This is a genomic window from Pseudonocardia sp. ICBG1142 (genome assembly GCF_020496255.1).
GTDB lineage: Bacteria > Actinomycetota > Actinomycetes > Mycobacteriales > Pseudonocardiaceae > Pseudonocardia.
This window is the reverse complement of the sequence record NZ_JAHLJC010000006.1, coordinates 126,456-149,896: the sequence shown is the minus strand read 5'-3', so window position 1 is coordinate 149,896 and position 23,441 is coordinate 126,456. Positions and strand designations below refer to the sequence as shown.

Annotated in this window: 20 protein-coding genes and 1 pseudogene; 17 read left to right on the top strand and 4 right to left on the bottom strand. The window is 73.7% G+C overall.

Going from position 1 to position 23,441, the window contains the following annotated elements; genetic code table 11:
- Positions 1 to 69: 69 nt before the first annotated feature.
- Complete coding sequence (locus KPL59_RS09930; protein WP_226360636.1) at positions 70 to 735, bottom strand: GPR1/FUN34/YaaH family transporter; 666 nt, start codon at positions 733 to 735, stop codon at positions 70 to 72.
- Positions 736 to 964: 229 nt separating this feature from the next.
- On the opposite strand from KPL59_RS09930, the gene KPL59_RS09925 reads away from it, so the two are divergent.
- Positions 965 to 1,819: a bifunctional methylenetetrahydrofolate dehydrogenase/methenyltetrahydrofolate cyclohydrolase gene (locus tag KPL59_RS09925; RefSeq protein WP_226350882.1), complete on the top strand. Its 855-nt coding sequence runs from the start codon at positions 965 to 967 to the stop codon at positions 1,817 to 1,819.
- Positions 1,820 to 1,934: 115 nt separating this feature from the next.
- Positions 1,935 to 2,243, top strand: coding sequence for a DUF3017 domain-containing protein (locus KPL59_RS09920; RefSeq protein WP_043276732.1), 309 nt, complete (start codon positions 1,935 to 1,937; stop codon positions 2,241 to 2,243).
- Positions 2,244 to 2,693: 450 nt separating this feature from the next.
- Here KPL59_RS09920 and KPL59_RS09915 read toward each other — a convergent pair whose 3' ends face one another.
- Positions 2,694 to 4,922, bottom strand: a complete 2,229-nt coding sequence (locus KPL59_RS09915; RefSeq protein WP_226350883.1) for an NADP-dependent isocitrate dehydrogenase — start codon at positions 4,920 to 4,922, stop codon at positions 2,694 to 2,696.
- Positions 4,923 to 5,180: 258 nt separating this feature from the next.
- Between KPL59_RS09915 and KPL59_RS09910 the strand changes: the two genes are divergently transcribed.
- From KPL59_RS09910 to yhjD, 9 genes are all read left to right on the top strand, one after another.
- Positions 5,181 to 5,510: a hypothetical protein gene (locus tag KPL59_RS09910; RefSeq protein ID WP_139318925.1), complete on the top strand. Its 330-nt coding sequence runs from the start codon at positions 5,181 to 5,183 to the stop codon at positions 5,508 to 5,510.
- Positions 5,511 to 5,553: 43 nt separating this feature from the next.
- The gene (locus KPL59_RS09905; protein WP_226360635.1) at positions 5,554 to 6,396 is read left to right on the top strand and encodes an exodeoxyribonuclease III; all 843 of its coding nucleotides are present in this window, start codon (positions 5,554 to 5,556) and stop codon (positions 6,394 to 6,396) included.
- Positions 6,393 to 7,205, top strand: a complete 813-nt coding sequence (locus KPL59_RS09900; protein ID WP_226360634.1) for a protein kinase — start codon at positions 6,393 to 6,395, stop codon at positions 7,203 to 7,205. Before KPL59_RS09905 ends, KPL59_RS09900 begins: the two co-directional genes overlap by 4 nt.
- Before the next feature lie 61 nt (positions 7,206 to 7,266).
- Positions 7,267 to 7,779 (top strand): YbaK/EbsC family protein, encoded by a 513-nt coding sequence (locus KPL59_RS09895; protein WP_226360633.1) that lies wholly within the window; start codon positions 7,267 to 7,269, stop codon positions 7,777 to 7,779.
- Positions 7,780 to 7,861: 82 nt separating this feature from the next.
- The gene (locus KPL59_RS09890) at positions 7,862 to 10,501 is read left to right on the top strand and encodes a bifunctional FO biosynthesis protein CofGH (protein ID WP_226360632.1); all 2,640 of its coding nucleotides are present in this window, start codon (positions 7,862 to 7,864) and stop codon (positions 10,499 to 10,501) included.
- Positions 10,502 to 10,594: 93 nt separating this feature from the next.
- On the top strand, positions 10,595 to 10,810 hold the full coding sequence (locus tag KPL59_RS09885) for a hypothetical protein (protein ID WP_226360631.1): 216 nt from the start codon (positions 10,595 to 10,597) through the stop codon (positions 10,808 to 10,810).
- 198 nt (positions 10,811 to 11,008) lie between these two features.
- The gene (locus tag KPL59_RS09880; protein WP_226353069.1) at positions 11,009 to 11,920 is read left to right on the top strand and encodes a helix-turn-helix domain-containing protein; all 912 of its coding nucleotides are present in this window, start codon (positions 11,009 to 11,011) and stop codon (positions 11,918 to 11,920) included.
- 25 nt (positions 11,921 to 11,945) lie between these two features.
- Complete coding sequence (trpS, locus tag KPL59_RS09875) at positions 11,946 to 12,959, top strand: tryptophan--tRNA ligase (RefSeq protein WP_226360630.1); 1,014 nt, start codon at positions 11,946 to 11,948, stop codon at positions 12,957 to 12,959.
- Positions 12,960 to 13,002: 43 nt separating this feature from the next.
- The gene (gene yhjD, locus KPL59_RS09870; protein WP_082375722.1) at positions 13,003 to 14,067 is read left to right on the top strand and encodes an inner membrane protein YhjD; all 1,065 of its coding nucleotides are present in this window, start codon (positions 13,003 to 13,005) and stop codon (positions 14,065 to 14,067) included.
- A gap of 431 nt (positions 14,068 to 14,498) precedes the next feature.
- On the opposite strand, the gene KPL59_RS09865 is transcribed toward yhjD, so the two are convergent.
- Positions 14,499 to 15,818, bottom strand: coding sequence for a D-alanyl-D-alanine carboxypeptidase family protein (locus KPL59_RS09865; RefSeq protein WP_226360629.1), 1,320 nt, complete (start codon positions 15,816 to 15,818; stop codon positions 14,499 to 14,501).
- 245 nt (positions 15,819 to 16,063) lie between these two features.
- Complete coding sequence (locus KPL59_RS09860) at positions 16,064 to 16,513, bottom strand: SRPBCC family protein (protein WP_075333876.1); 450 nt, start codon at positions 16,511 to 16,513, stop codon at positions 16,064 to 16,066.
- A 193-nt stretch (positions 16,514 to 16,706) separates the two neighbouring features.
- On the opposite strand from KPL59_RS09860, the gene KPL59_RS09855 reads away from it, so the two are divergent.
- From KPL59_RS09855 to KPL59_RS09830, 6 genes and pseudogenes are all read left to right on the top strand, one after another.
- Positions 16,707 to 17,855, top strand: a complete 1,149-nt coding sequence (locus tag KPL59_RS09855; protein WP_226360628.1) for a BMP family protein — start codon at positions 16,707 to 16,709, stop codon at positions 17,853 to 17,855.
- Positions 17,767 to 19,363: pseudogene (locus KPL59_RS09850) on the top strand (ABC transporter ATP-binding protein). Before KPL59_RS09855 ends, KPL59_RS09850 begins: the two are co-directional and overlap by 89 nt.
- Entirely contained in the window at positions 19,360 to 20,439 is a 1,080-nt protein-coding gene (locus tag KPL59_RS09845; protein ID WP_226360627.1) for an ABC transporter permease, read from the top strand. Before KPL59_RS09850 ends, KPL59_RS09845 begins: the two are co-directional and overlap by 4 nt.
- Complete coding sequence (locus tag KPL59_RS09840) at positions 20,436 to 21,671, top strand: ABC transporter permease (RefSeq protein WP_226360626.1); 1,236 nt, start codon at positions 20,436 to 20,438, stop codon at positions 21,669 to 21,671. Before KPL59_RS09845 ends, KPL59_RS09840 begins: the two co-directional genes overlap by 4 nt.
- Positions 21,672 to 21,710: 39 nt before the next feature.
- Positions 21,711 to 22,112 (top strand): cytidine deaminase, encoded by a 402-nt coding sequence (locus tag KPL59_RS09835; RefSeq protein ID WP_060714343.1) that lies wholly within the window; start codon positions 21,711 to 21,713, stop codon positions 22,110 to 22,112.
- Positions 22,109 to 23,395, top strand: a complete 1,287-nt coding sequence (locus tag KPL59_RS09830) for a thymidine phosphorylase (RefSeq protein ID WP_226353064.1) — start codon at positions 22,109 to 22,111, stop codon at positions 23,393 to 23,395. The genes KPL59_RS09835 and KPL59_RS09830 overlap by 4 nt, the downstream gene beginning before the upstream one ends.
- Positions 23,396 to 23,441 lie beyond the last annotated feature (46 nt).

Here is a 23,441-nt window from a genome sequence, read left to right as displayed (position 1 = left end):
ACCGGGTCCGGGCACACCGCGGGCCCCGCCGGAGGAACCGGCGGGGCCCGCGGGCAGGCCGCGACGGGGTCAGGACCTGACGAGCGGTCCGCCCATCGACATCGCGCGTCCGCCCAGGGTCTGGCCGAACGCGTCGAACAGGATGTAGGCGAACACGAGGCAGAACGCGAACGTCGCGATCCCGGCGATCGGGAACAGGCTCGCGTTGCCCGCGGTCACGCCGATGTAGGCCAGTACGAAGGTGATGTCGACGAGCACGAAGCCGATCGTGAACATCAGCGGCAGCCGCAGCGTCGCCAGTGTCAGCAGGACGAACACCAGGGTGAAGGAGAGCAGGTAGGTCGACTGGATCGATCCGACCTGCTCGGTGGACAGCGCCTGCCCGGTCCCGGCGTCGACGATCCAGCCGTTGTTCAGCGCCATGAGCAGCACGCCGAAGCTGGTCCAGAACGCGGAGAAGACGGCGAAGATCGCGGCGGTGACGCTGTCCCCGACGCGCAGCGCGGCCATGGCCGACAGCAACAGGAACAGACCCGCCGAGAAGGTCAGGATCGGGATCATGCCGCCGGGCAGCGCGGTGGTGTCCAGGTAGCCCACGAACCACAGGCCCAGCGTGATGCCGGACGGCAGGAAGCAGATGAGGCCCATCAGGGCCGGGTTGCCTGCCGGGGCGGCTGCTGCCGGGGCGGGCGGGGCAGCAGCCTGCGCCCCCGCGGTGTCGCTCTCCACGCTCATGGGAAACTCCTCGTCGAGTTCATGACCGGCCGTGCACCGGTGGTGTGATTCTCCTCTCATAGGGATCGTTCATCGCCCCTCCGTACGGCCAGACCCCGGCCTGTGCTCCGGTTGCACGCGATCGGACCGTCGTCGCAGGTCGCGGGGGCGGCGTCCCCTACCCGCCCGGCACGCGGGCGTCCTCCGGTCAGGTTCGACCGGCCCGGGCACTGCCTGAGAGGATGCCCGGGTGAGCGCACGCGTGATGGACGGCAAGGCGACGTTGGCGGAGCTGCTCGACGACCTGCGGGGCCGTGTCGAGAAGCTGACCGCCGCCGGGGTGACCCCCGGCCTGGGCACGGTGCTGGTCGGTGACGACCCCGGGTCACATGCCTACGTGCGCGGCAAGCACCGCGACTGCGCCAAGGTCGGGATCACCTCGCTGCAGCGTGAGCTCCCCGCCGACGCGAGCCAGGCGCAGGTCGAGGACACGATCGACGAGCTGAACGCCGACCCGACCTGCACGGGCTTCATCGTGCAGCTCCCGCTCCCGGACGGCCTCGACGCCGGCGCCGCGCTGGAGCGGGTCGACCCGGGCAAGGACGCCGACGGCCTGCACCCGACGAACCTGGGCCGGCTGGTCCTCGGCGAGCCGGGACCGCTGCCGTGCACCCCGCGCGGCATCGTCGAGCTGTGCCGCCGGTTCGGTGTCGAGCTGGACGGGGCGCGGGTCGTCGTGGTGGGTCGCGGCGTGACCGTCGGCCGCCCGCTGGGGCTGCTGCTGACCCGCCGCTCGGAGAACGCGACCGTCACCCTGTGCCACACCGGCACCCGGGACCTGACGGCGCACCTGCGGGAGGCCGACGTCGTCGTCGCCGCCGCGGGGAGGGCCGGGCTCATCACCGCCGACCAGATCAAGCCGGGCGCCGCGGTGCTCGACGTCGGGGTGACCCGGACCGACCTGGGTCTGGTCGGCGACGTGGCCCCCGAGGTCGCCGAGGTCGCCGGACTGCTGGCGCCGATGCCGGGTGGTGTGGGGCCGATGACCCGCGGGATGCTGCTGACGAACGTCGTCGAGGCAGCCGAACGCAGCTTGTCGGAGTGAGCGTCGGTACTGGACGCAGCTTGTCGGAGTGAGCGTCGGTACTGGACGCAGCTTGTCGGAGTGAGCGTCGGTACCGGACGCAGCTCGTCGGAGTGACGGACGGCAGGGAGCAGTGATGGTGGAGACCCGCTCCGGGCACGGTCTGCGGGCCCGGCTGCGGGCGCACTGGCCGCTGCTCGTCGTCCTCGGGGTGTCCCTGGTCGGTCTGCAACGGGTGGTGACCGAGCACTGGCGCGAGGGGTCCGCGGCGTTGGCGGTGGCGATGCTGGTCGCCGCGGGGCTGCGGGTGGCGCTGCCGCCGGACCGGGTCGGGCTGCTCGCGATCCGCGGCCGCTACGCCGACGCGCTGGTGTACGGCGGGTTCGGCGTCGTCGTCCTGCTGCTCGCGCTGACGATCACGCAGGGCTCGCTGACGATCAGCTGACCCCGCCCCGGTCCGGGCCGGGGTCAGCTCCGGCTGCCGCCGGTCGTCTCGGGCCCGGCGGGACGCCTGGTGGGTGGCCGGCGCGGGCCGGCGGGGCGCTTGCTGCCCGGACGGCCGGGGCCGGTGCTCGTCGCCCGCGGTACTCGCACCGGAGCGCCCGACGGGGCGGGGGAGCGCGGCCCGGTCGGGGTGGTGCGGGGCAGGGCGATGATGATCATAGCTAACGTAATTGTACCGGCGAGTACGGTCGGACCGTGACCGGGGTTGCGCCGGACGGGTCAGTGACGTCGCCCACGGCGCCGCTCATGATCACTCGATGATCGCAACGATCACCCTCCGGCCACCCGGACGGCGGTGTGGTGTCGCGAACGGGTCCACGGATGGTGGTCGTCCGGACACGGCGACGGCCCGCCCTCCCGGCGGCGGGGGGACGGGCCGTCGTCGGTGGGGCTACTTGCCGGCGAAGGCGTCGATCGCCGCGTTGAACGTGGCGCTCGGCCGCATGATCACGTCGGTCTTCGCGCGGTCGACGTAGTAGTAGCCGCCCAGGTCGACCGGGTCGCCCTGGACCGCGTTCAGCTCACCGACGATCGTGTCCTCGGCGGCGGCGAGCTTCTCGGCGAGCGGGGCGAAGATCGCGGCCAGCTCGGTGTCCTCGGTCTGCGCGGCGAGGGCCTGCGCCCAGTACAGCGCGATGTAGAAGTGGCTGCCGCGGTTGTCGAGCTCCCCGACCTTGCGCGACGGCGACTTCCCGTTCTCCAGCAGCCTGCCGGTGGCCTCGTCGAGGGTCTGGCCGAGCAGCTTCGCCCGCAGCGGCTCCTCGGTCTTCGACGCCAGCATCTCCAGCGAGACGGCCAGCGCGAGGAACTCGCCGAGGGAGTCCCACCGCAGGTGGTTCTCCTTCTGCAGCTGCTGCACGTGCTTCGGCGCGGACCCGCCGGCGCCGGTCTCGAACAGGCCGCCGCCGTTCATCAGCGGGACGATCGACAGCATCTTCGCCGACGTGCCCAGCTCCATGATCGGGAACAGGTCGGTGAGGTAGTCGCGCAGCACGTTGCCGGTGACCGAGATGGTGTCCTCGCCCTTGCGGGTCCGCTCCAGGGTGTAGCGGGTGGCCTCGGCGATCGGGAGGATCTCGATGGTCAGGCCGTCGGTGTCGTGCTCGCCCAGGTACTTCTCGACCTTCGCGATCAGCTGCGCGTCGTGGGCGCGCGCGGAGTCCAGCCAGAAGACGGCGGGGGAGCCGGTGGCCCGGGCCCGCTCGACGGCCAGCCCGACCCAGTTGCGGATCGGGGCGTCCTTGGTCTGGCAGCCGCGCCAGATGTCACCCTCGCCGACCTCGTGCGAGAGCTTCTCCTCGCCCGTGGCCGCGTCGACGACGCGCACGGTGCCGGCGGAGGCGATCTCGAAGGTCTTGTCATGGCTGCCGTACTCCTCGGCCTTCTGCGCCATCAGGCCGACGTTCGGGACGGTGCCCATCGTCGTCGGGTCGAAGGCGCCGTTGGCCTGGCAGTGCTTGACGGTCTCGTCGTAGAGCGGGGCGTAGGACGAGTCCGGGATGACGAACTTGGTGTCCTGCAGGGCGTCGTCGGCGTTCCACATCTTCCCGGAGGAGCGGATGGCGGCCGGCATCGAGGCGTCGATGATGACGTCGCTGGGGACGTGCAGGTTGGTGATGCCACGCGAGGAGTCGACCTGGGCCAGGGCCGGGCCGGTCTCGTAGGCGGCGGTGATGGCCTTCTCGATCGCCTCGCGCTTGTCGGCGGGCAGCTTCTCCAACGCGGTCAGGATCGAGGCGAGACCGTCGTCGGGGTCGGCGCCGACGGAGGCGAGGTCGTCGCCGTAGGAGTCGAAGACGTCGGCGAAGTAGGCGCGGACGGCGTGCCCGAAGATGATCGGGTCGGAGACCTTCATCATCGTGGCCTTGAGGTGCACCGAGAACAGCACGCCCTTGGCCTTGGCGTCGGCGACCTGCTCGGCGAGGAAGGCCCGCAGTGCCTCGCGACGCATGACGGCGCCGTCGAACACCTCGCCGTCCAGCAGCGCGATCTTCTCCTTCAGCACCGTGACGGTGCCGTCGGCGGCGACGTGCTCGATGCGGACCGCGCCGTCACCGGCGGCGGTGAACGAGGTCTCGGAGTGGCGGAAGTCGCCCTCGTCCATGGTGGCGACGTGGCTGGTGGAGTCGGGGCTCCACGCGCCCATCGAGTGCGGGTGCTTGCGGGCGAAGTTCTTCACCGACAGCGGGGCGCGGCGGTCGGAGTTGCCCTCGCGCAGCACCGGGTTGACCGCGGAGCCCTTGACCGAGTCGTAGGCGGCGCGGGCGGCCTTCTCCTGCTCGGTCTGCGGGTTCTCCGGGTAGTCCGGTACGTCGTAGCCGGCACCCTGCAGCTCGGTGATGGCCGCCTTGAGCTGCGGGATCGACGCCGAGATGTTCGGCAGCTTGATGATGTTGGCGTCCGGGGTCTTCGCCAGCTCGCCCAGCTCGGCCAGCGAGTCCGGGACGCGCTGGGCCTCGGTCAGCCGGTCCGGGAACTTCGCCAGGATCCGGGCGGCGAGGGAGATGTCGCGGGTCTCCACGTCGACCCCGGCCTGTCCGGCGAAGGCCTCGATGACCGGCAGGAAGGAGTGGGTCGCCAGCGCCGGCGCCTCGTCGGTGTACGTGTAGGTGAGCTTCATCGCGTCCTCAGGCCTGCCTCGGCTCGTCGTGTGTGCTGCCGTGTCCAGCGAGCGGGCCGCGACGGCGCCGGCGGACGGGCCCGGGACGACCGGGCGGGTCCCCGGCGCGGCGACCCGCTGACTGGGCCACACGCTATCTGTTCACCGGCTCCGCACGCCCGTAGGAGTAACCGGCCCGACACCCCCGTGATGGTCGAGCCCGTGGCCGCGGACCGGCTACCGTGGTCGGCGGCAGCGTCCGACGGGAGGGGAACCACGGTGGCGAAGGTCTTCGGGCTCACCCGGAAGTCCCTCCTGAGGGGCTGGCCGCTGGTGGGGCTCATCGGTGTCGGCCTGACGGCCGTCGCACTCGCCTACGGCGGTGTCACGGGCGATCTGGAGACGACCGGCTGCCGTGTCGTCGTGCAGGGCGAGCAGGTCACGGTGCGCGCGGCCCCCGGCAACTCGGCGGCACCGGTCCGCACGCTGCCGGTCGGCACCGAGGTCGCGGCCGAGACGATCGTCGACGGCGGCTTCCGCAAGCTCACCGAGCAGAACCAGTGGGTCCCGGTGGACTCCGTCGCCGCGACCCCGGGCAGCCGGTGCTGAACCCGTCGCGCAGCGTGATCATGGGTGCGGCACAGTAGACGGCGTGAACGCCCTCGCCACGGTCAACGTCAACGGGGTCCGTGCCGCCACGACAAAGGGGCTGCTGGAGTGGCTGGCCGCGACCGACGCGCGGGCGGTCTGCCTGCAGGAGGTCCGGGCCCTGCCCGACGAGCTGCCGGCCGCCTTCCTGGCCGCGCTCGACGCGGGCGGCTGGCACCTGCGGCTGGCGCCCTCGCTGACGGCGAAGGGGCGCAACGGCGTCGCCGTGCTGAGCCGTGACGAGCCGGAGGCCGTACGGATCGGTCTCCCGAGCGGAGCCCGCGGAGCGAGCAACAGCACCGACCCTGCGACCGACCTCGACGGCCGCTATCTCGAGGTGGACCTGCCGGGCGGGCTCACCGTGGCCTCGCTGTACCTGCCCAAGGGTGAGGCGGGCACACCGAAGCAGGACGCCAAGGACGCGTTCTGCGCCGCGTTCGGCGACCACCTGCGCACCGCGTTCGACCGGTGCGCCGCCACCGGCCGGGAGATGGTCGTCGGTGGGGACTGGAACATCGCGCCCACCGAGCTGGACCTGCGCAACTGGCGCGGGAACCGGCGCAACTCCGGTTTCCTGCCGCACGAGCGGGAGTGGTTCGCGAAGCTGCTCGAACACGGCTGGCGCGACGTGGTGCGCGAACGGCACCCGGGCGTCGACGGGCCGTACTCGTGGTGGAGCTACCGCGGGCGGGCCTTCGACAACGACACCGGGTGGCGGATCGACCACCTGCTCACCACGCCCGGGCTCGCCGACGCGGCGTACGAGGCCGTCGTGGACCGGGCACCCGCACACGACCGGCGCTTCTCCGACCACGCCCCGGTCGTCGTCCGGCTGGGGGCCGCGTGATCGCCGGACGGATGGTCGGCGGCCGCTACCTGCTGCTCGACGAGCTGGGCCGCCGCGGCTTCGGGTCGACCCACCGCGCCGAGGACCGCATCACCGGCCGCACCGTCGCCGTCACCGAGATCGCGCTGCCCCCGGTCGCGGGGGTCCGGGAGCGGCTGCTGACCGAGGTCCGGGCGGCCGGACGGCTGCGGCACCCGTCGGTCGTCGGGGTGCTGGACCTGGTCACCGACCGGTCCTCGGCCGGGGACATGCGCGAGTACCTGGTTACCGAGCACCCGGACGCACGGCCGCTGGGCGCGGTCGTCGAGGCGGAGCCGCCGTCGCCCCGGCAGGTCGCGCTGGTCGGGCGGGACGTGCTGGCCGCGCTGCGGGCGGTGCACGCCGACGGCGGCACCCACGGCGGGCTCGACGCCGACGCGGTGCTGATCACCGCGGAGGGCCGCGCCCTGCTCACCGACGTCGGTCTCGCCCGCGCGGTCGGCCCGCGCCCCGGCGGGACCGGTGCGCCCGCCGCTCCCGAGGGCACCGACACCCCGGCCGCGGACCTGTGGTGTCTCGGCGTCGTCCTGCGCGAGGCGGTGGGCCCGCGGCCGCCGGCGGGCAGCGCGCTCGCGACGGTCCTGGACGGCCTCACCGCCGACGACCCGGCCGACCGCCCGACCCACGACCGGGCCGCCGAGCTGTTCGAACGCGGTGCCCGGCCCCGGTCCCAGGGCGGGGACCTCGGCCGCAACCGCTGGATCCTGCTGGGCGTGGCCGGGGTGCTGGCCGTGGTCGTCGTCGTGTTGCTGGTCCTCGCCGTCCTCTGAGGAACCGCTGACGAGGAACCTCCGGGGAACCCGGCAGCGGCCGCGGCGCGGTGCGGGCAGGATGTCCCGGGTGAGCCCGAGCGTCGAACACCCCGCCGACCACCCCCGCGTCGCCGCCGTGAAGGAGGCGCTGCGCCGGGCCGGTGCCGATCCCGCGTCGATCGCGGGCCTGGTGCTGCTGCCCGACGCGGTGACCACCGCCGCCGCGGCGGCCGCCGCACTGGAGGTCGAGGTCGGCCAGATCGCGAACTCGCTGGTCTTCGACGCCGACGGCGCCCCGCTGCTCGTCCTCACCTCCGGCGCGCACCGGGTGGACACCGACCGGGTCGCGGCCCTGGTCGGCGCGCAGCGGGTCGGACGGGCGTCGACGGAGTTCGTGCGCGAGGCCACCGGGCAGGTCATCGGCGGGGTCGCCCCCGTCGGGCACCCGGCGCCGGTCCGCACCCTGGTCGACGTCGCGCTGGGCGGGTTCGACCGGGTCTGGGCGGCGGGCGGGGTGGCCCGCTCGGTGTTCCCGACGACGTTCGACGAGCTCGTCGCCGTCACCGGCGGCACGCCCGCCGAGGTCGCCTGAGCCGTATTCCCGTACCGGGCGTGATCCATCGCCGGGAAACGGACGGTCGCTGCGGTGTTCCGTGAAACCTAGTGTGGGTGGCATGGCCGATACTCCTGCCGCCCCTGTCCCGGCCGAGGCCGTCCCGCCGGTACCCCTCCCGACCCCCGCGCCCGCCGAGCCGGTCCCCTCGGACTCCGCGTTCCGCCGGGCCCTGCGCCGGGTCCGCGACGGGTCGACCCTCGACGTCACCGAGGCCGCGGTGCTGCTCGCCGCCCGCGGTGAGCACCTGGAGGAGCTGCTCGGCCACGCCGGCCGGGTCCGCGACGCCGGACTCGTCGAGGAGGGCCGCCCCGGTGTCGTCACCTACTCCCGCAACGTCTTCATCCCGCTGACCCGGCTCTGTCGCGACCGCTGCCACTACTGCACGTTCGCGACCGTCCCGCACAGGCTCGAGGACATGTACCTGGAGCGCGACGAGGTCGTCGAGATCGCCCGTCAGGGCGCCGCGCAGGGCTGCAAGGAGGCCCTGTTCACCCTCGGCGACCGCCCCGAGGACCGCTGGCCGCAGGCTCGTGAGTGGCTCGAGGCGCGGGGCTACGACTCGACGCTGGACTACGTCCGGGCGTGCGCGATCGCCGTCCTGGAGGAGACCGGGCTGCTGCCGCACCTCAACCCGGGCGTCATGAGCTGGGAGGAGCTGACCCGGCTCAAGCCGGTTGCGGCCAGCATGGGGATGATGCTGGAGACGACCTCGCAGCGGCTGTTCGAGAAGGGCGGCCCGCACTTCGGCAGCCCCGACAAGGAGCCCGCGGTCCGGCTGCGGGCCCTCACCGACGCCGGCCGCGTCGGTGTCCCGTTCACCACCGGCATCCTGATCGGCATCGGGGAGAACCGCACCGAGCGGGCCGAGTCGCTGTTCGCGATCCGCTCGGCGGCCCGCGCGCACGGGCACGTGCAGGAGGTGATCGTCCAGAACTTCCGGGCGAAGCCGGACACCGCGATGGCGAACGACCCCGACGCCGACCTGCACGACCTCGCCGCGACGATCGCCGTCGCCCGGCTGGTGCTCGGCCCGAAGGTGCGGCTGCAGGCCCCGCCGAACCTCGTCGGCGACGAGCAGGCGCTGATGCTGCGCGCCGGGATCGACGACTGGGGCGGTGTCTCCCCGGTGACGGTGGACCACGTGTCCCCGGAGATGCCGTGGCCGGCCGTCGACGAGCTGGCCGCGATCACCGCGGCCGAGGGCTTCACGCTGCGGGAGCGGCTCACCGCCTACCCGAAGTACGTGCGGGCCGGGTCGCCGTGGATCGACGCGCGGCTGCACGGCCACGTCGCCGCGCTGTCCGGACCGGACGGGCTCGCCCGGCCCGACGCCGTCGTGGAGGGGCGGGCGTGGCAGGAGCCCGACGGCGGGTTCGCCTCGACCGGGCGCACCGACCTGAACTCCACGATCGACACCACCGGGCGCACCGAGGACCGACGCAGCGACTTCGGTGACGTCTACGGCGACTGGAACGAGGTGGCCGCCGAGCTGGAGCACCAGCGCGCCGGGCACGGGGCGGCGCCGGAGCGGCTCGACTCCGACGTCCGGGCCGGTCTGGACCTGGCCGCGTCCGACCCGGCTGCGCTGCTCGACCCGGCGCACGCCGACGCGGCGATGGCCGTGCTGACCGCCGACGGGCCCGCGCTGCGCACCCTGCTCGACCTCGCCGACGACGTGCGCCGGCAGGTCAACGGGGACGACGTCACCTACGTGGTCAACCGGAACATCAACTTCTCGAACGTCTGCTACGTCGGCTGCCGGTTCTGCGCCTTCGCCCAGCGCGAGCGCGACGCCGACGCCTTCCGGCTCTCGCTCGACGAGGTCGCCCAGCGCGCCGCCGAGGCCGCCCGCGACGGCGCCACCGAGGTCTGTGTGCAGGGCGGCATCGACCCACAGCTGCCGGTGTCGTTCTACGCCGACCTGGTCCGCGCGGTCACCGCGGCCGTGCCCGGGATGCACGTGCACGCGTTCTCCCCGATGGAGATCGTCTCCGCCGCCGCGAAGGCCGGCGTGTCGATCCGGGAGTGGCTGACCGAGCTGAAGGCCGCCGGGCTCGGCTCGATCCCGGGCACCGCCGCCGAGATCCTCGACGACGAGGTCCGCTGGGTCCTGACCAAGGGCAAGCTGCCGGCGTCGCAGTGGATCGAGGTCGTCTCGACCGCACACGAGCTGGGGATCCCGAGCAGCTCGACGATGATGTACGGCCACGTCGACGAGCCCCGGCACTGGCTCGGGCACCTGCGCACCCTGGCGTCGATCCAGGACCGCACCGGAGGGTTCACGGAGTTCGTGCCGCTGCCGTTCGTGCACCACAACGCCCCGATCTACCTGGCCGGGATCGCCCGACCGGGTCCGACGGAGCGCGACAACCGGGCGGTGCACGCGTTCGCCCGGCTCGCGCTGCACGGACGGATCGACCACGTCCAGTGCTCCTGGGTGAAGCTCGGCGACGACCTCGCCGCGGACATCCTGGCCGGGGGCGCCGACGACATGGGCGGCACGCTGATGGAGGAGACGATCTCCCGGATGGCCGGCTCGGAGAACGGCTCCGAGCGCTCGGTCGCCGAGCTCACCGCGATCGCCGCGGCGGCCGGTCGCCCGGTCCGGCAGCGGACGACGACCTACCGCGGCGAGCCCCGCGTGCTCACCCCGGCGTCGGGCGCCGGGCCGCGGATGCTGCCGCTGACCCCGGCCTGACCCCGGCCCGGGCCTGGTTCGAGCCCGGCCGGTCCCGCGCCGCCCCCGGCCGCGCGGGACCGGCCCGGCCGCCGATCGCCGTACGGTGGCGGCATGGGTGTGCTCGGAGAGATGTTCCCGCGGAAGCGGATGCACGAGGACTCGGACGCCGCGCAGGGCGGGCAGCAGTGGCGGCTGGGCCCGATCGACCTCGACAAGGGCGTCGTGAGCGTCGAGGCGGTGACGGTCGAGGCGGTGGGGGACGAGGCCGCCCCGCAGCCCGAGGAGCCGGAGCGGGAGAACGGCCGGGAGAGCCGGGAGAACGGGTGACGTGCTGACCGGGACGACGCCCCGCAGCTGACGCAGCCCCCTCACCGCGCTGCCGCAGGACGTCCGCCCCGGCCGGTGGGCCGACCCCCCCGGATCCGGCCCACCCCGCCGACGGTCACACACCCGGGTGCGACTTCGATCGGCAGAGTGAGACAACGGTACGATCTTGCGCAGTCCGGGGTCAAGGGAGGCGAGCGGGTGCGGCCGCAGCAGCTGGGCGCCGTCGGGCGCGGTCTCGGCCTGCTCGCCGACACCTGGACGCTGCTGATCCTCCAGCGTGCGTTCCTCGGGGTCAGCCGGTACGCGGGGTGGCGGGAGACCCTCAACATCTCCGACGCGACGTTGTCGGCGCGGCTGCGCGGGCTCGTCGAGGCGGGCCTGCTCGAGACCTGCAGCTACGCCGACGGCGGCCGTGAGCGCCGTGGCTACGTCCTCACCGAGCGCGGCGGGGACATCTGGAAGCTGCTGATCTGCACCTGGGACTGGGAGAAGACCTGGGTCCCGCGCGAGGTCCCGCTGCCCGAGATCGTGCACCGCGACTGCGGGCGCCCCACCCGGGTGCGGGTGTGCTGCGCTACCTGCGGCGGCGAGGTCGGCCCGCGGGACACCGAGGTCGAGCGCGAGCCGTGGGCGCCGGGGCTGGAGGTGCTGGCCCGCCGGCACCCGCGGCGCACCCGCGGCACGCTGCCCGCCGACCCGCTCTCGTTCCTCCCCGGCGCCATGGAGATCATCGGCGATCGGTGGGGCGCCGCGGTCATCGGCGCCGCACTCACCGGTGTCCGGGCGTTCAGCTGCTTCGCCCACGAGCTGGCGATCTCCCCGGAGGTGCTGTCGGACCGGTTGCGCCGCTTCGTCGGGCTCGGGGTGCTCAGCCGCAGCGGCGACGGCGAGTACCGCCTCACCGACAAGGGACGCGCCTGCTTCCCGATCCACGCCTGCCTGGTCGAGTGGTCGCACCGCTGGTGCGGCGCGGACGGCGCCCCGATCGACTTCACGATCCGCCACCGGGCCTGCGGGCAGCCGCTCCGTGTGCGGCTGGACTGCGAGCAGTGCGGGCGGGCGTTCGCCAGGGACTCCGTGTCCCCGGTGTCCCCGGTGCGCCCGAGATGACCGACGGTAGGGAACGATGGCGGGCATGAACGACGCCCACCGTCCCCGGGTGCTGTCCGGGATCCAGCCCACGGCCGACTCGTTCCACCTCGGCAACTACCTGGGTGCGCTGCGGCAGTGGGTGGCCCTGCAGGACGACCACGAGGCGTTCTACTGCGTCGTGGACCTGCACGCGATCACGGTGGAGCACGACCCGGCCGAGCTGGCCCGGCGGACCCGGGTCGCGGCCGCGCAGCTCCTCGGGCTGGGGCTCGACCCGGACCGCTGCACGCTGTTCGTGCAGTCGCACGTCCCGGAGCACGCGCGGCTGTCCTGGATCCTGGAGTGCATCACCGGCTTCGGCGAGGCCGGCCGGATGACCCAGTTCAAGGACAAGTCCGCCAAGCAGGGCACCGACCGGGCGACGGTCGGGCTGTTCACCTACCCGATCCTGCAGGCCGCGGACATCCTGCTCTACCAGGCCGAACGCGTCCCGGTCGGCGAGGACCAGCGCCAGCACCTGGAGCTGACCCGCAACCTCGCGCAGCGGTTCAACCACCGGTTCGGCGAGACGTTCCGGGTGCCCGAGCCCCACATCCCGCAGGCCACGGCGAAGATCTACGACCTGCAGGACCCGACGGCGAAGATGAGCAAGTCGGCGTCGTCGCCCAGCGGGATCGTCGAGCTCCTCGACCCGCCGCGGACCTCGGCGAAGAAGATCCGCTCCGCGGTCACCGACAACGAGCGCGAGATCCGCTTCGACCCGGAGAACAAGCCGGGCATCGCGAACCTGCTCACCATCAACGCGGCGATGACCGACCGGAAGGTCGCCGAGGTCGAGGCCGAGTACGTCGGCCGCGGCTACGGCGACCTGAAGAAGGACCTGGGCGAGATCGTCGCCGCGTTCGCGGAGCCGTTCGCGGAGAAGGTGAACGGCTACCTGGCCGACCCGGCCGAACTCGACCGGGTGCTCGCCCGCGGTGCCACCCGTGCGCGTGAGGTGTCCGGCGCGACACTGGCCGCGGTTCACGAGAGGATCGGGTTCCTCCCGCCCGTCTGAGCCGCGCGCCCGGGGCGGGGAGTACCACCGAACCGGGGGAATGATGGCCGAGAACCGCGCCGCCACGATCGCGCACCGGCTGGAGACCGACGAGGAGGAGACCGACACCTTCCTCGACCGCCAGCGGGAGAAACATCCGTGGCTGGACCACCTGGTGCGGGCGGGGGAGCGCTACACCGAGAACCACGGCGACCACTACGCCGCGGCGATCACCTACTTCTCGATCCTGGCGCTGGTGCCGCTGCTGATGGTGGGCTTCGCGATCGCCGGTTTCGTGCTGCGGGGGAACCCGGATCTGGTGGCGCAGCTGCGGGACGGCATCACCAGCGCCGCTCCCGGCGACCTCGGCCAGACGCTCGGGCAGGTCGTCGACACCGCGATCAACCGCGCTGGCGCGATCGGCGCGGTCGGTCTGATCGGTGCGCTGTACTCCGGCATCGGCTGGATGAGCAACCTGCGCGAGGCGCTGACCGAGCAGTGGGGTCAGCGCGACGAAGCTCCACCGATGATCAAGCGGCTCGCGTTCGACCTGCTCGCCCTGGTCGGTCTGGGGCTCGCCCTGGTGGCGTCCTTCGCGATCGCCTCGGTGACCGGGGCACTCGGCTCGTCGCTGCTCGGCCTGGTCGGTCTCGGTGACGTGGGCTGGGCCCGGTTCCTGCTCAGCGTCCTGTCGTTCCTGGTCGGCATCGGCGGGAACTGGCTGGTCTTCCTGTGGGTGATCGCGCGGCTCCCGCGCGAGCCCGTCACCCTGCGCAGCGCGGTGAAGGCGGCGCTGCTCGGCGCGATCGGGTTCGCCATCCTGCAGCGCGTCATGGTCGTCTACCTCGCGACCATCGGCGCCTCGCCGGCCGGGGCCGCGTTCGGGTCGATCCTCGGTCTGCTCATCTTCATCTTCTTCACCTCCCGGTTCCTGCTGTTCGTCACCGCCTGGGCCGCCAGCGCCGAGGAGAACGACCAGGGTCCCCGCGACCTGCCCGCCCCGGCGATCATCCGGCCGCAGTACGTCGTCCGCGACGGTCCGGGCGCGCTGGCCTCGGCGGGCCTGCTGACCGCGGGTCTGATCGGTGGAGCGCTCGGCCTGCGGGCCCTGGGGCGCCGACGGCGCTGACCGGGTAGGGCGCTGATCAGGTAGGGCGCGCTGACCAGGTAGGGCGCTGACCGGGTGCGCCGACCAGGTGCTGCGCCGACCGGGCGCGGCGCTCACTGGGTGCGGCGCTGGCCCAGGCGCGGCGCTGACCGGGTGCGGCGCTGACCGGGTGCGGCGCCGGCCCAGGCACGGCGCCGCCTGCGGCACGGCGGCCGTCGTGCGGGTCGTCCGCGGGGCTGTGGGGACGGGGCCCCACGAACTCGCTTACCCGGTAAGCGACTACGCACCAGGCGCCCCCGCGTCCCGCGCCCGGCCCCGGGGTGCCGGGGCGATCGGTAGTGGAATCCCGGGCGGGTCCCGATGAACGTCCAGCCGGTGAACGGTGCGTGGAGGAGAGTCCCCAGGCCGCCGGTGTGGTCCGTGCGTCCGCACGATAGGCGTCCGGGACCGGGTCAACGACGCCGGCGCAGCCGCGCGGCCACCAGCGCCCCGACGCCGGCGAGCGCGGCGATCCCGCCGACCAGCACCGCGGCCGGAACCGGCGGGGCGCCCGCGGGATCCGGGGCGTCGGTCGTCGCCTCGTCGGTGCGCCCCGTCGCCCCGTCCGCGCCTCCGGACGCCGATGTCGTGCCGTCGGCGGCGCCGGCGGGGGCCGCGGCGCCGGGGGTCGTGCCCGAGCCGTCGGCGGAACCGGTGGCGCCGGGCTCGACCAGCGTCCCGATCCCGGCGGCCGGGGCGCCGAAGCCCCAGTCCAGCAGGGCCCGGGCCTGGTCGACCATCCGCACCGACCGTTGCTCGCCGCGCACCACGGCGACGACCAGGCGTCGCCCGTCGCGCTCCATCGCGCCGACGAAGGTGTGCCGGGCGGCGTCGGTGAAGCCGTTCTTCCCGCCGAGGAAGCCGGGGGTGCCGAGCAGCCGGTCGTCGTTGCCGAGCAGGAAGCCGGGCTTGTCGGCGAACCCGGGGAAGGGGATGTTCCGGGTGGTCAGCGCGGCCGCGATCCGCGGCCGCTCCAGCGCGGCGCGCAGCAGCAGGCTCAGGTCGTAGGCCGAGGAGGACATCCCCGGGCCGTCGAGACCGGCCGGCGTCGCGGGGCGGGTGTCGAGCGCACCCAGGCCGGCGGCCTCCTCGCGCATCGCGGCCAGCGTCGCCGGGACGCCGCCCAGCTCGCGGGCCAGGACGTTCGCGGCGTCGTTGCCCGAGGACAGCAGCAGCCCGTGCAGCAGCTGGTCGACGGTGTAGCGCCCGCCGGGGCCGATCCCGGCCCGGCTGCCGTCGACGTTCGCATCCTCGGTGGTGCCCACGACCACCCGGTCCATCGGCAGCCGCTCGTCGACGACCAACGCGAGCAACAGCTTGATCGTCGACGCCGGACGTTCCCGCGCGTGCGGGGCCCGGGCGGCGAGCACGGCACCGGAGTCGAGATCGGCGACCACGTAGGACGCCACCCCCACGGGCGGGGGCGGCACCGACCCGGCGTGGGCGTCACCGCAGCCGTCGAGCCCGCCGACCGCCGGCGACGGCACGGGCAGCGGGGCGACCGGCACCGTCTCCTCCCGTGCGGGCGGGCCGGGCGGGGCGTCCTGGCCCGGACATCCTGCGGTCGCGGTGACCGGCGCGGCGCCGGGCACCCCGCTCGGGGTCGCCGCGGTCCCGGAGGCGGCGGCCGCGGTCCCGGGGTGTCCGAGCAGCGTCAGCACCACGAGCAGCGGCACCACCACGAGGAGCGCGAGCGGCGTGGCACGGCATGCACGTCCTGGGGAGGCGGTCACCGGTGCAGCATGGCCCACCGCCGTGCGTCGTCGCACCGGACCGCCGGGGACCGGCACTGCGCGCCGCGGCCCCCGGACGATGATCGTCAGGAGTGGAGCGCCCCGGCGAGTGCGCTGCGTCCCGCGCTCCACTCCTGGCGATCATGCCCGGCCGCCGGTCGTGCCCAGCGCCCAGCCCCGTGCCCAGCCCCGTGCCCAGCCCCGTCCCCAGCTCAGTGCCCAGCCCAGTGCTCAGTGGCCAGCGGTCACTGCTCGACGATCTCCTTGACCCGGTCCAGGCTGCGCTCCAGCCCGTCGCGCATCAGGGTCTCGCGGTCCCGGCCCAGGATCCCGCTGCGCTGCAGCAGCCGCACCGGCAGCGCCGCCTCGCCGACCTTCTCCCGCCAGGCGACGACGGTCGTCGCCCCGTCGCCCGCAGGCTCCAGGATCCAGCCCCAGGCCGTCCGCGACTCGGTCACGACGAAGGTGAACCGGTGCGGCGGCTCGCACTCGGTGACCCGGCAGTGCGTCGACCAGCGGATCCGGCCGTGCCGGTTGCCGCCGGTGAACCGCGCGCCCACCGCGGGCCCGGTCGCGTCGCCCCGCCACCGCCCCCCGGTGGCCTCCGGGCTCCACTCACCCGCCCGGGTGATGTCGGAGACCAGCTCCCACACCCGCTCCGGCGGCGCCTGCACCGTACGTTCCGCGCGATCCATCGGTCCTCCTCGACGACAGCGGTCACCTCCCGGTACAAGATCGTCCGGGTGCGCGGACGGTACCGTCCGTCAACCGCTCGACGATTCCGCGTCACGGCCGTGTTTCGAGTTCTGCCGAAACCGTTGTCCAGCAGTTACGGTCCCGTCCGGACACGCGCCGCCGACCGGTGGCGCCGGAGGGGGAGGACACCTCGTGCGGATCAACCAGCGCATCGGAGGCAGGGGCCGGTACGCGACCGCGATCGCGCTCGTGGCCGCGGCGGCACTCACGCTCGCGGGCTGCGCGCGCGACACCGGCGGGGGCGGCGGGGCCCAGGCCGGGGAGTGCGAGCGCGTCGCGCCGCCGTCGGTCCCGGCCGCGGCGGCCCAGCCGGCGCCGGAGGCCCCGAAGGCGGACGCGAGCCGGCTGAAGGTCGGGCTCGCCTACGACATCGGCGGCCGCGGCGACGCCTCGTTCAACGACGCTGCTGCCGCCGGGCTCGACCGCGCCGTCGCCGAGCTGGGGCTGCAGAAGGCCAACACGCGCGAGGCGACCGCCCAGGCGGGCGAGAGCGAGGACGCCGGCACCAACCGGCTGCGCCAGCTCGCCCAGAGCGGGTTCAACCCGATCATCGCGGTCGGCTTCAACTACGCCACCGGTGTGAAGACCGTCGCGACCGAGTTCCCGGACGTCCAGTTCGCCATCGTCGACGACGACACGGTGGAGCTGCCGAACGTCAAGCCGCTGGTCTTCGCCGAGGAGCAGGGTTCGTTCCTGGTCGGCGCCGCGGCCGCGCTGAAGACCTCGACCTGCAAGGTCGGGTTCATCGGGGGCGTCGACAACCCGCTGATCCAGAAGTTCGACGTGGGCTACGCGCAGGGCGCCAAGGCCGTCGCGCCGAGCATCGACGTCGAGTCGGCCTACATCTCCCCGGCGGGTGACTTCACCGGCTTCAACGACGCCACCCGCGCCACCGAGATCGCCTCCGGCCAGTACGACGGCGGTGCCGACATCTCCTTCGCCGCGGCGGGCCAGTCGAACCAGGGTGTCTTCGCCGCCGCGCAGACCGCGCAGAAGAAGGCGATCGGCGTCGACTCCGACCAGTACAACTCGCCGCAGCTGACCCAGGTCCGCGACACGATCATGACGTCGATGATCAAGCGGGTCGACGTGGCGGTCTACGACTACGTCAACGCGGTCGCGGGCAACACCGTCGCCCAGCTCCCGGCGCGGTTCGACCTCGCCAACAACGGTGTCGGCTACTCCACCTCCGGTGGTCAGGTCGACGACATCGTCCCGCAGCTCGAGGCGTACAAGGCCGCGATCATCGCCGGACAGATCGACGTCAAGTCCACGAAGTGACCGAGGAGCGCCACGCGGTCGAACTGCGCGGGATCACCAAGCGGTTCCCCGGCGTCGTCGCGAACGACGGCGTGGACCTCACCGTCATCCACGGTGAGGTCCACGCCCTCTGCGGCGAGAACGGGGCCGGCAAGTCGACCCTGATGAAGATCCTCTACGGGATGCAGACGCCCGACGAGGGCACGATCGTCGTCGACGGGACGGACACGCACTTCCGCAGCCCCGCCGACGCCATCGCCGCGGGGATCGGGATGGTCCACCAGCACTTCATGCTGGCCGACAACCTGACGGTCGCCGAGAACGTGCTGCTCGGTGCCGAGCGCCTGCACGGCATCGGGAAGGCGGCCCGCGCGCGGATCGCCGAGCTGTCCGCGACCGTCGGGCTCGCCGCCCGGCAGGACGCGCTCGTCGAGCACCTGGGCGTCGCAGACCGCCAGCGCATCGAGATCCTCAAGGTGCTCTACCGCGGTGCCCGCACGGTGATCCTCGACGAGCCGACCGCGGTGCTGGTCCCGCAGGAGGTCGACGAGCTGTTCGCGACCGTGCGCGCGATGCAGGGCGACGGCTACACGTTCCTGTTCATCTCGCACAAGCTCGACGAGGTCCGCGCGGTCGCCGACCGGATCACCGTGATCCGGCGCGGCCGCACGGTGGGCACCGCGGACCCGCGGACCGTCACCAACCGCGAGCTGGCGGAAATGATGGTCGGCTCGGAGCTGCCCTCGCCGGAGACCCGCGACTCGACCGTGACCGACCGGGAGGTGCTGCGCGTCGAGGGGCTGGGGCTGCCGAGCCCGGACGGCGGCCGCGACCTGCTCGACGGCGTCGACCTCGTCGTGCACGCCGGTGAGGTGCTGGGCATCGCCGGCGTCGAGGGCAACGGCCAGACCGAGCTCGTCGAGACGGTCATGGGCATGCGCAGGCACGCCCGTGGCCGGGTGCTGCTCAACGGCACCGACATCTCGACGGCGTCGACGATGTCCCGCCGCGAGGCCGGCATCGGCTACGTCCCCGAGGACCGGTCGCGCCACGCCCTGCTCGGCGAGCAGCCGCTGTGGGCGAACCGGATCCTCGGGTTCCAGTCCCGGCCGCCGATCGCTCGGCGCGGGCTGCTGGACACCGCCGCCGCGCGCACCGACACCGAGCGGATCGTGCGCGACTTCGACGTCCGCACCCCCGGCATCGACGTCATGGCCGCCGCGCTGTCCGGCGGCAACCAGCAGAAGCTCGTCGTCGGACGGGAGCTGTCCGGTGACCCGGTGCTGCTCATCGCGGCCCACCCGACCCGGGGCGTCGACGTGGGTGCACAGGCCGGGATCTGGGCCGAGCTGCGTCGGGCCAGGGCCGCCGGGCTCGCGGTGCTACTGGTCTCGGCCGACCTGGACGAGCTGATCGGCCTGTCCGACACCCTCGCCGTCATCTCCGGCGGGCGGCTGGTCGGCACCGCCGATCCCGCGACCGTGACCCCCGAGGAGCTGGGTACCAAGATGACCGGAGCAGCCACGTGAGCCGGCTGCGGGGCGCCGTCGTCGCGCCCGTACTGGCGATCGCGGTCGCCGCCCTGCTGTGCGGGGTCGCGCTGGTGATCAGCGGGGCGTCGCCGTGGACGGCGGTCACCACCATCCTCGGGCAGGTCGGGTCGGGCACGGTCGTCGTGGACACCGTGAACGCCGCCGCCGTCTACTACCTCGCCGCGCTGGCCGTCGCGATCGGCTTCCAGATGCGGCTGTTCAACATCGGTGTGGAGGGCCAGTTCCGGGTCGCCGCCTGCGTCGCCGCGATCGTCGGCGGGACGGTGGCGCTCCCGCCGGTCCTGCACACCGTGCTGATCATGGTGGTGGCGCTGCTGACCGGTGCGGCCTGGGTCGCGATCCCGGCGCTGCTGAAGGCCTACCGCGGGGTCTCCGAGGTCATCTCGACGATCATGCTGAACGCGATCGCCACCGGGCTGATCGCCTACCTGATCCGCGCCGAGACCTTCGGCGAGCTGCGGGGCAACAACATCACCACCCCGCCGATCCCGGAGTCGGGCTGGTTCCCCGGCATCGGGGTCGGCAACGGCGAGATCTTCGGGATGGTGTTCGTCGCCGCCGCGCTGGGCGTGGGCTACTGGTTCCTGCTCGGGCGCACCCGGTTCGGCTTCGAGCTGCGCGCCTCGGGCGAGTCGGCGACGGCCGCCGCGACCGGCGGGGTGAACGCGCGCCGCACGATCGTCGTCGCGCTGCTGCTCTCCGGCGCCGTCGCCGGGCTGGTCGGGCTGCCCGAGCTGCTCGGGCGCGACCACGCCTACACGCTGTCCTCGCCGCAGGGCTACGGCTTCACCGGCATCGCGATCGCGCTGCTGGGACGCAACCACCCCGTCGGCATCGCGCTGGGCGCACTGCTGTGGGCGTTCCTGGACAAGTCCGCGGTGGCGCTCGACGTCGTCGGCATCCCGCGGGAGATCGTGCTGATCATGCAGGGCCTGATCGTGCTGTCGGTGGTCGTCGCCTACGAGATCGTCCGCCGGGTCGAGCGGCGGGCCGAGCAACGGCGGGTCGCCGCCGCGGCTCCCGCACCGCAACCCGCGGAGGTGTCGTCGTGACCGCGGTCGGAGAACGTGCGCGGACCCTGCCCGGCTGGGCCCGGTCGGCGCTGATCGCGGCCGCGCTCGTCGCGGTCCTCGCGATCACGGTGACGCTGACCGGCCAGACCCAGCTGACCTCCGGCGGCACCGCGTCCGCCGCGGTCCGGCTCGGGCTGCCGATCCTGCTCGCCGGCCTGGGCGGCCTCTGGGCCGAACGCGCCGGGATCATCAACATCGGCCTCGAGGGCATGATGGTGCTCGGCACCTGGGGCGCGGCCTGGGCCGGCTACCAGTGGGGCCCGTGGGCGGCGATGCTCGGCGGGCTGGTGTTCGGCGCGCTCGGCGGGCTGCTGCACGCCGTCGCGACGGTGACGTTCAACGTCAACCACATCGTCTCCGGCGTCGCGATCACCCTGCTCGGGACGGGCCTGACGAAGTACCTGGCCACGCTGGTGTTCACGCCGGTCTCGCAGAACCCGCGCCAGTCCCCGCGGCTGCAGGGGTTCACCGAGTTCTCGATCCCCGGGGTCTCCGACGGCCTCGCGGCGCTGCAGGCCCAGCAACGGGTGTTCGTCTCCGACCTCGCCGGGCTGCTGTCCGGGCTGGTCACCGGCCTGACGCCGATCCTGATCATCGGCGTCGCGCTGGTCCCGGTGAGCTACCTCGTGCTGTGGCGGACGGCGTTCGGGCTGCGGCTGCGCAGTGCGGGCGAGTCGCCGGTGGCCGCGGAGTCGCTCGGTGTGAACGTCGTGCTGCACAAATACGTCGCCGTCACGATCTCCGGCGCGCTCGCCGGTCTCGGTGGCGCGGCGCTGGTGCTCAACCCCGGCCAGCTCGGCTACCTGGAGAACCAGGTCGGCGGCCGCGGGTACATCGGTCTCGCCGCGATGATCTTCGGCAACTGGCGGCCGGCCGGGCTGCTCGTCGGCTCGGCGCTGTTCGGCTACGTCGACGGCCTGCAGCTGCGTGCCGGGGGCGGGGCGGTGCACGCGCTGCTCTACGGCGCGACGCTGGTCGCGGTCGTCGTCGCGGTGCTGTGGGCGATCCGCCGGATGTGGACCGCCGCCGCCGTCGCGCTCGTCGCGGGGCTGCTGGTGTACGCGATCTACTGGTCGGTCGACACCGTGCCGAGCGAGTTCGCCTCCTACGCCCCGCAGCTGGTGACGCTGATCGTGCTCGCGGCGGCCTCGCAACGACTACGGCCACCGGCCCGGCTCGGCGAGCCGTACCGGCGCGGGGAAGGACGCTAGATGGCAGGTGGGGGACCGTCCGGAGCGGGCGCGGACATGATGCGGCCCGACGCGCCCGTCCCGGACTGGGACGCCCTGCGGGCCGCCGCGGTGCAGGCCGCGGCCTGGGCCTACGCGCCCTACTCCCGGCTGCACGTCGGCGCGGCCGCGCTCGTCGACGACGGGCGGGTGGTCACCGGCTGCAACGTCGAGAACGCCTCCTACGGCCTCGGCGTCTGCGCCGAGGTGACCCTCGCCGGGCAGCTGCGCCTGTCCGGCGGCGGACGGCTGCTCGCGGTCGCCTGCCGCTCCGGCGACGGCGACCTGCTCATGCCGTGCGGCCGCTGCCGACAGGTGCTCCACGAGTTCGGCGGCGCCACCCTGCTCTGCGACACCCCGCGCGGGGTGCTGCCGTTCACCGAGGTGCTGCCCGACGCGTTCGGCCCGGAGGACCTGCCGTGAGCTTCTCCGCGGTCGAGGTCATCGCCGCCAAGCGCGACTGCCGCACGCTGTCGAAGGCCCAGATCGACTGGGTGGTCGACGCCTACACCCGCGGTGAGGTCGCCGACGAGCAGATGGCCGCGCTGGCCATGGCGATCCTGCTCAACGGCATGGAGCCCGGCGAGATCGCGCACTGGACCCAGGCGATGATCGACTCCGGTGAGGTCCTCGACTTCGGCGACGTCGGACGCCCGCTGGTCGACAAGCACTCCACCGGTGGCGTCGGCGACAAGATCACGCTGCCGCTGGCGTCGCTCGTCGCGGCCTGCGGGGCCGCGGTCCCGCAGCTGTCCGGGCGCGGGCTCGGCCACACCGGCGGCACCCTGGACAAGCTGGAGGCCATCCCCGGCTGGCGTGCCTCGCTGACCACCGACGAGATCACCGCGCAGCTGCGCGAGGTCGGCGCGGTCGTCTGCGCGACGACGCCGACGCTCGCCCCCGCCGACCGGCGGCTCTACGCGCTGCGCGACGTCACCGGCACCGTCGAGTCCGTCCCGCTGATCGCCAGCTCGATCATGAGCAAGAAGCTCGCCGAGGGCACCGGCGGGCTGGTCCTCGACGTGAAGGTCGGGTCCGGGGCGTTCATGAAGACCCTGCCGCGCGCCGGGGAGCTCGCCGACACGATGACCGCGATCGGCGCCGCCCACGGCCTGCCGACCACCGCGCTGCTCACCGACATGTCCCGTCCGCTGGGCCGCTGCGTGGGCAACGCCCTGGAGGTCGCCGAGTCGGTCGAGGTGCTGCGTGGCGGGGGGCCTGCCGACCTCGTGTCGCTCACCGTCGCGCTGGCCACCGAGATGCTCGCCCTCGCCGGTCTGCCCGACGCGGACCCGGCCGCGGTGCTCGCCTCGGGCGCCGCGCACGACGTGTGGGAGCGGATGATCGCCGCGCAGGGCGGGGACCCGTCCGCGCCGCTGCCGGTGGCCGCGCACGTCGAGACGGTCGTCGCCGAGCGGTCCGGCACCTTCGCCGGTGCCGACGCGCTCGCCGTGGGCACCGCGGCCTGGAAGCTCGGGGCCGGGCGCGCCCGCAAGGAGGACCCGGTGCAGGCCGGGGCCGGGGTCCGGATGCTGGTCGGCCCGGGCGACGAGGTCCGCGCCGGGACACCGCTGGCCGAGCTGCACACCGACGACGCCGACCGGCTCCCGGCGGCCCGGCGGCTGCTCGCCGGCGCGGCGCTGCTGATCACCGCGGACCCGCCGCCGGAGCGGGACCTGGTGCTGGACGTCCGCCGGGGCGGCTGACCCGCCCGACCGGGCGTCGTGCGGTCCCCGGACGGCGGCCGGGTCT

What these genes read in the sequence shown, in the direction of transcription:
- KPL59_RS09835 (WP_060714343.1), top strand. Translation starts at nt 21,711, where the DNA reads ATGCGGCCCGACGCGCCCGTCCCGGACTGGGACGCCCTGCGGGCCGCC.
- trpS (WP_226360630.1), top strand. Translation starts at nt 11,946, where the DNA reads ATGAACGACGCCCACCGTCCCCGGGTGCTGTCCGGGATCCAGCCCACG.
- KPL59_RS09885 (WP_226360631.1), top strand. Translation starts at nt 10,595, where the DNA reads ATGGGTGTGCTCGGAGAGATGTTCCCGCGGAAGCGGATGCACGAGGAC.
- KPL59_RS09930 (WP_226360636.1), bottom strand. Translation starts at nt 735, where the DNA reads ATGAGCGTGGAGAGCGACACCGCGGGGGCGCAGGCTGCTGCCCCGCCC.
- KPL59_RS09890 (WP_226360632.1), top strand. Translation starts at nt 7,862, where the DNA reads ATGGCCGATACTCCTGCCGCCCCTGTCCCGGCCGAGGCCGTCCCGCCG.
- KPL59_RS09860 (WP_075333876.1), bottom strand. Translation starts at nt 16,513, where the DNA reads ATGGATCGCGCGGAACGTACGGTGCAGGCGCCGCCGGAGCGGGTGTGG.
- KPL59_RS09895 (WP_226360633.1), top strand. Translation starts at nt 7,267, where the DNA reads ATGTCCCGGGTGAGCCCGAGCGTCGAACACCCCGCCGACCACCCCCGC.
- yhjD (WP_082375722.1), top strand. Translation starts at nt 13,003, where the DNA reads ATGGCCGAGAACCGCGCCGCCACGATCGCGCACCGGCTGGAGACCGAC.
- KPL59_RS09920 (WP_043276732.1), top strand. Translation starts at nt 1,935, where the DNA reads ATGGTGGAGACCCGCTCCGGGCACGGTCTGCGGGCCCGGCTGCGGGCG.
- KPL59_RS09915 (WP_226350883.1), bottom strand. Translation starts at nt 4,922, where the DNA reads ATGAAGCTCACCTACACGTACACCGACGAGGCGCCGGCGCTGGCGACC.